This window comes from Methylobacterium trifolii, from assembly GCF_022179685.1.
GTDB lineage: Bacteria > Pseudomonadota > Alphaproteobacteria > Rhizobiales > Beijerinckiaceae > Methylobacterium > Methylobacterium trifolii.
Map to the genome: position 1 here is coordinate 1 of NZ_BPRB01000162.1, position 9,316 is coordinate 9,316.

Consider the following 9,316-nt stretch of genomic DNA (forward strand, 5'->3'; position numbering starts at 1 on the left):
AGGCCGAGATGTGCGGCGACCTTCGCCGCACATCTCGGCCTGCCGTGGCCATACGAGGCCAGCGGCATCGTCTGAGGTCTCAGACTGCGACCTTGCAATCCGCGCCCGCCGATCCAACACCGAAGCCTCGGAGACATTTTCTTCGGCGAGGATCGGGCGGAGCGCGGACGGCCGGGGAGAGCACCCGACCGTACAGGACTAGACCATCATCGGGTCTTTGCCACCCGTGCGATCTGCGCTCACTCGGCTGCCTCAGCGGTCGATGCCGTCTCCTGGTCGCGTGCCGCAGGAGCTTTACGAGGACGTCCCGACTTCTTCGGCGCCTCCGACACGCTCTCAGCCGTCACAGCGGCTTTCGTGGCGCCCATTTTGCGCTGCTGCCCCAGGCCGAGGGTGCGGGCCAGTTCGGAGCGCTGGGCGGAGTAGTTCGGCGAGGTCAGCGGGTAGTCCACCGGCAGGCCCCACTTCGTCCGGTAGGCCTCGGGCGAGAGACCCAGCTTGGTCAGGTGCCGCCGCAAGGTCTTGTAGGTCTTGCCGTCCTCGAAGCTGACGAGGTGCTCCGGCGTGATCGACTTGCGGATCTGCGCTGCCGTGGGCTTCTCGACAGCGGGCTCCTCATTGGCTGTGGCTGCCTCAAGATTGGACAGGGACGCGTGCACGGCCCTGATCAGCAAAGCCAGTTCCGTCGACGGTACCGGATTATTCGAGACGTAGGCTGAGACGATATCGACGGCGAGTTCGATGTGGTCTGTCTGCTCGACTGATGTGGCGTCGTCCAATTTAGTCTCCTCGAAGTTGGGGACTAACGAACAATCCAAATCGCGTGAATCGTCAAGGCTGATAGGGGGGCATGTCGACAAGTGAAGCGATTGTACGGTTCGCATAAACAAGCTGATTGAGCCCGTATCGCCGTTTATCGACGGACGACCCTAAGTCGCTTCTCAACTTCCTCGGGCTCAAGGACATCCGCCTGCGAGCTTTGAGCGGCGATCTCACGCCCCACCATGAACAGCAGCGTCCGCATCAGCGCCTGCATTTCGGGCGTGCCATGCTCTGACACCACCTCGTTCGCGCTTAGGCAGGCTTCGGCAACGGCTTCAAGATCGGAGGTTTCTGTCACAGGTCCAACCTATATGAGCGATAGGACACAGCGATAACTTAAGTGAAACATTGAAGGTTCACCCACAGGTTGAACTTTTCTCGATTACAATTTTTGGATGATCTCTGCCCACAATTTGCGCATCCTGGAAACCGCTATGGACATGCCTCTTGGCGCGATCCCCGAGCTCGAGGTGGCTTCCCGATCCGATGAAGTTCTCAAGCGTGTGAGCGCAGCGGTCGGCGTGCCGGTCACCGAGTTCCTAAACTCGAACGCCAAGGACGGAGTGTCCGGCGCGGCGGAACTGCTCAGCCTGTTGCTGGCGATCAAAAGCGAGCAGGGGCGCAACGCCGCTTTGGACTGCCTGCGAGCCATCGCGCAGGATCAGGCTGACTGAGGCTTCGGCCTCGCGATCCGCTTTATAGCCGCATCGAAGTCGGCCTCATTCTTACTCGCCCCTGCCTCGCCTGAGGCTCGTGGGCCCAGCGCTCCTGATCCTAGAAGAAAAAGCGGGGCGTTCACCGCCGGCCCGGCCGGGCCAGCAGGATCACGGTGCGCGCCTGATCGAGGGAGCCTGAGCGTGCCGCGGTACTTCTTCAACCTGCGCTATGGCCGCGGCCCGGACAAGCTTGCGGTCGATCCGGAAGGAGACGAGTTGCCCGACCTCGATGCGGCGCGTGAGCTGGCACTGCACAACGCTCGTGACCTGATAGCCCGGGCCCGCTCGGACATCGTGCGCGACTGGTTCACCTGCTCCTTCGAGATCGAGGATACGGACTGCAAGCTGCTCCTGACGATCCCGTTCAGCGCGACCGTGCCCGAGGAAGATGACGATGAAGCCGATGATGAGAAGGCAGCGCTTCATCGCGACCCGCACTTGGCGGGGTTAAGCAGCCCTCCCGGCCCTCGCTGATCACACGGGAAGCCAAGCCGCCGTGACCTGTCGAGCGTGTGATGGGGCATGGCCTCCGATCCTCGGAGCCCGCTAAACCGCCTCAGCCCGCCGGCCTCGTGCCGCGCGGGTTTTTCGTGCCATGATCTCCGGATGCGAGACGATCCCCCGTCCAACGCGGACGAACTGCGGTAGTACTCAATATTTTGCGATCACGGCACGTGCTGGTTCAACCGGAGCTGATGAAGCTACGGAGAAGCGATAGTTCAAACCAATCTTCACGAGGTCGCCGGTGTGCTGTGCGTTTGCCACGTAGCCTGCAGGCTGAAGGGCGACCCGTTTGGCTTCGAGCTCGTAATGCATGTATTCGGCTTTAGCCGACCAGTTGCGGCCCAGGGCAAACTCGACGCCGGCACCTAGGGTCCAACCTGTCGAGGAAGAACGGGCGGTACTCGACGGCACAGTGCGGTAGCTGAACAGTGGCTGCCCGCCCGAATTGTCCCGGAACCGCTCGGTGATTTCCCCGAAGGCCCCGCCGCCCTTGACGTAGAACAGGCTGCGGCCTGTCGCATAGCCAACACGGGCAGTGCCGAGCACGAGGAGATCAAGCTCCGACTCGCAGGTGTAATAGATTGCATTCGGGCAGCTGCGGCCGCCGCGTCCGTTCGTCCAATCCACGTCACCTGCCAGGCCGACCACGATGCTGCCGAACTGGTAGTCGGCTCCGATGCCTCCGCCGGCTAAGATCCCAGCGACATGGGGCTGAGCCACCCGCGCCCCTGAGAAGGAGAGCGGATCGACTGTGAAGGCTGGCGTCTGCGAAGGGTTGACTGTAGGTGGGTTGAGCACTGGGTTGCCCGCGACTGGGAAGCTCTGCCGGGTCTGGCCCCAATTTCCCCCAACTGCCACGCCGACCGAGAAACCCGTCCAGCGCACGGGTTCGGCGATGGCAACCGGTGTTGGGGCCTGATCCTTCGAGATCAGAGCGCGGGCGGCTACAGCCTCGGGCGCGAATTGATAGCGCAGGCCACCGCTGAGGCCCCAACCTTCTACGTGGTCGCCGGTGCGGTAATCACCGCGGACATAGCCAATCCAGCCCGGCGCCACTTGGCCGGCGATGCCGAGGGCGAATTGCCCGTAGGTCCCAACCCGACCGGAAGTGAGCTGAGCGGTGGTGTCGAGGCCGCGTGGGTTCGGGTCGCCTAAAGCGCCGCCATTCAGTGTGACGATGCTAGTGCGCACGGCACCCGCAAATTCGTGGAAGACACTCGCAGTCACGAAGGGCTGCAGCACGAGGCCATCAAGGGCTACCGTGGTTCCAACCCGCACGCTAGCGCGGCCGAGAATGCTCTCAATGTTGCTGGTTTGAGCCGCCGCCGCCGGGGTCTGACGCCGGTCATATGTCTGGAAATAGCGGTTGCCGGTGCCCGTGAACGGATCGAGCTTGGCTTCCGAGTAGACGCCGCCGACCGAGGGCTCCACGAACCAGCCGTTGCCTAGCTGGACCTGGTAGCCGGTGTTGCCGATCAGGCTGAGGCTGCCAGCGTCTAGGCGCTGACCGAATACCCCTTCGTTGGCGTTTGCCAGCCGCCCCTGGAAAAAGTCCCAGCGCACTTGTCCGTCGAGGTAAAAGCCCCCCTTCGTCACTGCACCGTAGAAACCCACGAAGGGGATCTGTAGGTCGGCCGTGAGAACACCGTTGTTAGTCGGGCTACGCAACGACAGCTCAGAATAACCGGCTGTGACACCAAGATGGATGTTCGCACCATCAATGTTGAGGCGCGAGATGTCGGTTCCGAGTTGGAGGCCCGAATAGTTCGAGAAGGTGCGAGTGTTGCAACCATTGAGCTGAGGCGGATTGCCCGCCCGATCGGAACCTACGGCGATGCTGCCATTGGTGCGCGTATCAAAGGTGCCGCCAATTCCGCGCGTCCAGATACCCCCTCCTTCTTGGAGAGGGGACGGATTCCCCGGAGCACCGATTAACGCCGAGGTCTGCGACTGGAAAGCGGTGGTGTTCGTGATGAGTGCCGTCGTGAGCGCCTCGGTGGCGACGCCGATGCCACTGATGCGGCTCGCGTTCACACCCAGAAGGAGCGGGCTGCCACCAACGTCGTTCCGGCTCGCGGTGCCGGTGCAATCTGCATAGGCCGCAGCTGGCAGAATGGCGAGAAGTGCTGCTACGAAACCCGGCAGACGCGTCCGCAAAGCTCTACCAGCGGTAGGATGCGTAAGAGATGTCCCGGCTTTCAGGCACGTAATCAAGGTAAATTCGGGTATCGTTTTCGAAAGCCTTTTATAGCTTTCGCTTGATGCCGCGCCTGCTCTGATAGAAGATTGTGAAAGCATAATCCGACCAAAAAATTAGACATTGAGGTAGGTGAAGGCAGTCTATCAAGGCATAAGCTATTGATCTAATCTACAGCAAGAGAGGGTTTTGACCTGTGTCGTCAATCTTCATAGCTGTGATTTTCAAGTAACACAGTTATTTGCTAAGAATCAGACTGGCGGTACTGCCCATTGGTTCGAGACGGCTACGTTTCATATTGACTGTCTTTGCAGCACAGTCATTCAATATGGTTACCATTTGATTAATGGTGCATAGCTGTTCGTGCGCGCCTGTAAGCGTCGATATGTAAAATTTAAAATGGTGCTGGTCGATCAATACTAATTTGGACTGCCAGCGCGGCGGAAGCTGTACTTGCTTGCACAGTTGGGGTCGCCAGCACCCTTGGGATATTCGGCATAATCGCCGTTGAACTGTCAGCACCAATATGCCCGCCGCGTCCTGCTGGCACTATCACGTTCAAAACCACCTAACTCGATCCATGCGACAGGCCTCGTTAGAGGCAGTAGGCGGTGGCCTGATCATCTGCGGCGTGTGCCTGATCGGCGCTGGCCTACCGCTGTTCCACTGAGGTCAATTCGCTGTCTCGGCGACCTCACCGCTCCGCTATTCTGTCGAGGAGCGCTGTCCCAGCCGCCGAGATGACGTTGCTTGCGCCTGTCCACGGGAACGGCCACGGGACAGCACCGGGGACCGGCGTCTCAGGCACGTCGGCCTCGCGTTTCTGTTCATTCCCGCGCAGCCATGTGATTTGTGCGCTGTGATGGTTCTCGGGAGCGGCCAGGGACAGCTCCGCGTCCCTACCGTCCTGCCGCTCGGTGTCGCTTTCCATGCGGTCAAGGAGTCTCGTCCACAACGAGCGCACCAAGCTCACCGCCACATGGCTCAACAGCATCGCCAAGGCGGCCGTGGCTGTCGGCGGCATCGCCCCATCAATCACAGCCGCGACAGGCGGCCTAGGGGGCGGCCTCCTTGCGAGGCCCCGCCGAAACGCGACCCCTAAAAGCCCCTTTACCGCCGTCTCCTCGTCAAAGGGATGCCTGAGGCCATGCAGCTTTGCTTCATCCCGGCTTGAGGGCATCATGGACGAGGTGGGTTAGCTGAGCCTCAAGGCGCTCACGGCCGGCTGTGCCGAGATGGGAGTCGACCGAAGCTCTCGCCGAGCACGACGAGGCTGATGCCGAGCAGGGCCACGTCCTTGATGAGAAACGAGCCGGTGGCGTTCAGCCAGGGGAAGCCGCCTGAGGGCTCCTCCCATATCGGTAGGGCAAGCATGGTCGAGCTTGTCACGGCGAAAGTCATCGTCCCGATTGCGCCAGCCACCACGCCAGCGCGGGCCGACATGGGCGAAGCGACGAAGAGGAGGGCGGTGATGATCTCGACCGTACCGAGAAGGTAGGAAGCCCCAGCCTCACCGAAGACAGGGTACAGCCAGGCCAGCCATGGCGTGCCGCTGATGAGGGGCTTCAGCGCCTCGACCTCGATCTGCGTGAACTTGAGAATTCCGATCATGAAGAGCGGCAGGACAACGCCGGTAAGCGCGATCGTCCGACCCGCGGTGGTCAATGTTGCCGCTGGGTTCTGCGCGACCTGGGTGAAACGGGACGTGGATTGGAAAGGGGGCTGCATCTCTATGCTCCGGTCGATGTATGCGCGAAGCATATAAATTAGAGAACGCTTGAAGTCCATGCGCCGCGCATATAATTTGCCGGATGGATGCTCGAAGCGATAACGTGGTCGGTGCACTGGCCCTGGCTCTGACCGATGCGATGCTGCACGAAGCGCAGGCACAGGCTCCGGAACCTGGGCCCGCAGCCGCTGCTCTCGCGCTGCTCGGACATGATCCGGGAATGCCTATCGAGCGGCTGCGTCGTTCGCTCAGGCTGTCACATCCAGGCGCCGTGCGGCTCGTCGACCGGCTTGTCGATAATGGTCAGGTTGTTCGAGAGCCTTCACCGTTGGATCGGCGTGCGGTGGCCCTTCGCCTGACCCCTGCCGGCGAGGCGACCTGCCAAGCCGTAATTTCCGCCAGAGACACCGCGATCACACGAGCCTTGGCAGCATTAACCGCACGTGAGCGTCAGACCTTTGGTGATCTGGCCGAGAAGGTACTGCGCAGGTTCGTTGTCGACCTCGATCATGCCTACACAGTCTGCCGACTATGCGCATACGAGGCCTGTACCGAATGCCCTGTCGATCAGGAGTTAGACGAGCGCGAACGGGAGGCGGTCGTTGGCGTTTGAGGATAGTGCGCGCCTCAACATGCTCCTGACGGCCTGTGCTGGAGGGGCCAAGGCTTTTCGCCCTGCTTAATGCGATGTGGCCTTGGCCGTTCGGCAAGCCTTGGACCACTGTGAGAATTGCGTTTCGCAGGCCGCCGCTACGTAGTGTCTTGTTTTACGGTTCTTTTCCATCATAGTAATACTGCGTCTCGGCCGTGATGGCCCGCCGAAATTTGATAAGGAAGCGGACGATGGGCAGCTATACGGGTAACGGCGGGGCGAACCTAATCATCGGTTCGGAACAAGCTGACCTCATCCTTGCCTACACCGGGAATGACGGCATCCGCGCGCTTGGCGGCAACGACACGGTCTTCGGTAACGAGGGCAACGATCTCGTTTTCGGTGGTAACGGCGACGACATTCTCCTCGGCAACCAGAACAACGACACCCTGGTGGGCGGGCTTGGCAATGACACGCTCTTCGGCGGTCAGGGCTTCGACGTGATTTGGGGGAGTGCGGGCAACGACGTGTTCTTTGGCAATAGGGGCCGCGACTATCTCGTGGGCGGCGACGGCGCTGACACCCTGTTTGGCGGACAAGGCGACGACGCGCTCAATGGCGAAGGCGGTAACGATCTCCTCTGGGGCGATTTCGGCAGTGACGTGATCTCGGGCGGGGATGGCAGCGACACCGCCGGCTTCCGGGGCAATCTCGGCGAAGGCGGGTACAGGGTCGTGGCGGCGTACGATGGCTCAGGCGATCTCGTCGTGATCAATACGACAAATGGCAACACGGACCTGATCCGCGCGGATGTCGAGTTTCTACTCTTCGACAATGTCCAGCGCGCGACGAGCGACTTCCGCGGCGACTACTTCTACGCCGACACACTCCCAAACGGCGAGAGCAGCCACTTCGTCGTCACCGGCACCTTAATCAATGGCGCGAGCAGTCACTTCGTCGTCAGCGGTACCCTACCGCGTGGTGAGCCTAGCCACTTCGTCGTCACCGGTACCTTGCCCAATGGTTCGAGCAGCCACTTTCTGGCGCCATCCGAGCCCCCGGAGACCTCGGTCTACGACTACGTGCCAAGTTCAGGCTAAAAATGGCATAGCTCGTCCTACGATTACCTGGGCACTTTGATATCAAAAGGCAGCCTCAAACGCCGTCGGCCGCGGGGGCACAAGATGGGCGGGACGAGCTTGGTGAACAGCCGTCCGATGATGGCCTGCCGCACGGCGTGTGGACACGACACGCCCCGCCGTTCGGTGATTTGCCCGGCGGCGGGGCAGCCTATCAGGATGCTGGCGGTATCCGCGCCTCGCTCTTGCTGGACGTTCCGTTTCCCTTAGGATGCAGGCGCTCCCGCATCTCCTTGCCTGGGTTAAACTGCACGAAGTTTCTGGCAGCGACCTGGACGGCTACGCCGGAGCGTGGATTACGACCCGCCCGTGCATCGCGCCGCCTGACCGAGAACGAGCAGAAGCCTCGAAGCTCGACCCGATCGCCGGCTGCCAGCGCCGCTCCGATGCAGTTCAGGATCGTATTGACGACAGCTTCGCACGCCTTGGTGGTGAGGTGCGGGTTCTGCGCCGCGATGCGGGCGACGAGTTCGGATCGGATCATGGGCGCTGAGAGGGCCGCAGGTCGGGCTCTCGCGCAAGCCTAGCGTAGGCCCGTCAACGTTGACTTAACGGTGCGCCCCGGCCGACATGCCGTGTCCGGCAGCGCCGCGCCCTATGGCGAGTCGTGAGCCGGCATCAGGAGAGATCAGCGCCGCGAGATAGACCCTGAAAAGCCAACAGCCCCTTCCCGGCAAGGAAGAGGCTGCTGAAAACCTGGGGCCAAGTGGGGCCGCGTCGTTGCTCCCCACAAGCCACATGATTCCCTCGGGAGTCAAGACGGAACCTGTTTCCGTCAACAGGGAGGCTTTGCCTGGACCCTAGCCGCGGCCCGTGAGGGACCGTGAACGATGACCTATGCCGAGGAGATCCGCCGACAGGCGGAGGCGGCCCCGCGCGCCGCGTTGCCGGCCGTGACGGCGCTGCTATGGCGAGCCTACTCAGACGGGAACGTGTCCGAGGCCGAGGCTGAGGCCCTGTCGGCGCTCATCGATGCGCGGCAACTATCCAAAAATGGACCGCGGCGCGCACAAAGTGCGAACGAAGCGACATTCACTGCCAACTCAACCACCTATCAAGATCGCGCAGGAGGCCCCAGGAAGCCCGTTGGCTCCCGGCCGCGCACGGATGCCTCGATGGAGCGCCGCCGCCGTTGGGCAGCTTCCGGTAGGCTTCCTCCGGCCATCGCCGCACGCTTCACCCTCGCGGAGCAGGGGGTCCTCGCCCTCGTGGCAGCCGAGACGACGAGGCGGGGCGACTGCCGGCTGGCGGTCGGGCACCTCGCGGCGATCGTGGGCGTGGCCGAGACCACCGTCCGCAACGCCATCCGCGAGGCCTGCAAGCACGGGCTGGTGACGGTCGAGGAGCGCCGTATCACCGGCTTCCGCAACGACACGAACGTGGTGCGGATCGTATCGCCGGAGTGGGTTGCGTGGATGCGGCTGGCGCGGCGTGTGACGGGCTCCCCGCCTGGGGCGAGCGCCTACCCCTCCCTGGCAAAGGGGGGAGGGTGCAATTCGCCGAAGGGCACGCCTACTAAGGTTCTAACCCTGGCGGATTCGGGGAAAACGAAACCGCAAAAAGGGCTGCCGACAAGCGGCGGGCGACCTCGACCGATGAGCGTAATTACCCAGGCCC

The 9,316-nt window shown here is 62.1% G+C and carries 11 protein-coding genes; 5 read left to right on the forward strand and 6 right to left on the reverse strand.

All coding sequences use genetic code 11. From position 1 onward, the window contains the following. Positions 1 to 239 precede the first annotated feature (239 nt). Complete coding sequence (locus tag COGEMETH_RS14575) at positions 240 to 779, reverse strand: Ros/MucR family transcriptional regulator (protein ID WP_238183355.1); 540 nt, start codon at positions 777 to 779, stop codon at positions 240 to 242. Positions 780 to 913: 134 nt separating this feature from the next. Beyond that, positions 914 to 1,120 (reverse strand): hypothetical protein, encoded by a 207-nt coding sequence (locus COGEMETH_RS14580; RefSeq protein WP_238183356.1) that lies wholly within the window; start codon positions 1,118 to 1,120, stop codon positions 914 to 916. Between the two features lie 97 nt (positions 1,121 to 1,217). Here COGEMETH_RS14580 and COGEMETH_RS14585 point away from each other — a divergent pair, with 97 nt between their 5' ends. Together COGEMETH_RS14585 and COGEMETH_RS14590 are read left to right on the forward strand one after the other, a co-directional pair. Beyond that, entirely contained in the window at positions 1,218 to 1,496 is a 279-nt protein-coding gene (locus COGEMETH_RS14585) for a hypothetical protein (RefSeq protein ID WP_238183357.1), read from the forward strand. Positions 1,497 to 1,679: 183 nt separating this feature from the next. Beyond that, entirely contained in the window at positions 1,680 to 2,012 is a 333-nt protein-coding gene (locus COGEMETH_RS14590; protein ID WP_238183358.1) for a DUF6894 family protein, read from the forward strand. Positions 2,013 to 2,189: 177 nt separating this feature from the next. On the opposite strand, the gene COGEMETH_RS14595 is transcribed toward COGEMETH_RS14590, so the two are convergent. From COGEMETH_RS14595 to COGEMETH_RS14605, 3 genes are all read right to left on the reverse strand, one after another. Next, entirely contained in the window at positions 2,190 to 4,199 is a 2,010-nt protein-coding gene (locus tag COGEMETH_RS14595) for an autotransporter outer membrane beta-barrel domain-containing protein (RefSeq protein ID WP_238183359.1), read from the reverse strand. Between the two features lie 734 nt (positions 4,200 to 4,933). Then, the gene (locus COGEMETH_RS14600) at positions 4,934 to 5,263 is read right to left on the reverse strand and encodes a hypothetical protein (protein ID WP_238183360.1); all 330 of its coding nucleotides are present in this window, start codon (positions 5,261 to 5,263) and stop codon (positions 4,934 to 4,936) included. 191 nt (positions 5,264 to 5,454) lie between these two features. Next, entirely contained in the window at positions 5,455 to 5,967 is a 513-nt protein-coding gene (locus COGEMETH_RS14605) for a DUF417 family protein (protein ID WP_238183361.1), read from the reverse strand. Positions 5,968 to 6,071: 104 nt separating this feature from the next. On the opposite strand from COGEMETH_RS14605, the gene COGEMETH_RS14610 reads away from it, so the two are divergent. Both COGEMETH_RS14610 and COGEMETH_RS14615 read left to right on the forward strand, forming a co-directional pair. Further along, a complete protein-coding gene (locus COGEMETH_RS14610) occupies positions 6,072 to 6,581 on the forward strand; it encodes a MarR family winged helix-turn-helix transcriptional regulator (RefSeq protein WP_238183362.1) in 510 nt (169 codons plus the stop codon). A 230-nt stretch (positions 6,582 to 6,811) separates the two neighbouring features. Next, a complete protein-coding gene (locus COGEMETH_RS14615) occupies positions 6,812 to 7,660 on the forward strand; it encodes a calcium-binding protein (protein WP_238183363.1) in 849 nt (282 codons plus the stop codon). Between the two features lie 193 nt (positions 7,661 to 7,853). On the opposite strand, the gene COGEMETH_RS14620 is transcribed toward COGEMETH_RS14615, so the two are convergent. After that, a complete protein-coding gene (locus tag COGEMETH_RS14620) occupies positions 7,854 to 8,183 on the reverse strand; it encodes an HU family DNA-binding protein (RefSeq protein ID WP_238183364.1) in 330 nt (109 codons plus the stop codon). Between the two features lie 346 nt (positions 8,184 to 8,529). Between COGEMETH_RS14620 and COGEMETH_RS14625 the strand changes: the two genes are divergently transcribed. Continuing rightward, positions 8,530 to 9,316: helix-turn-helix domain-containing protein (locus tag COGEMETH_RS14625; protein ID WP_306421749.1), on the forward strand; the 787-nt coding region annotated here is incomplete at its 3' end.

Bases quoted from the DNA above. Each gene is read 5' to 3' on its own strand.
- COGEMETH_RS14605 (WP_238183361.1), bottom strand. From the start codon at position 5,967: ATGCAGCCCCCTTTCCAATCCACGTCCCGTTTCACCCAGGTCGCGCAG.
- COGEMETH_RS14620 (WP_238183364.1), bottom strand. From the start codon at position 8,183: ATGATCCGATCCGAACTCGTCGCCCGCATCGCGGCGCAGAACCCGCAC.
- COGEMETH_RS14585 (WP_238183357.1), top strand. From the start codon at position 1,218: ATGATCTCTGCCCACAATTTGCGCATCCTGGAAACCGCTATGGACATG.
- COGEMETH_RS14600 (WP_238183360.1), bottom strand. From the start codon at position 5,263: ATGCCGCCGACAGCCACGGCCGCCTTGGCGATGCTGTTGAGCCATGTG.
- COGEMETH_RS14615 (WP_238183363.1), top strand. From the start codon at position 6,812: ATGGGCAGCTATACGGGTAACGGCGGGGCGAACCTAATCATCGGTTCG.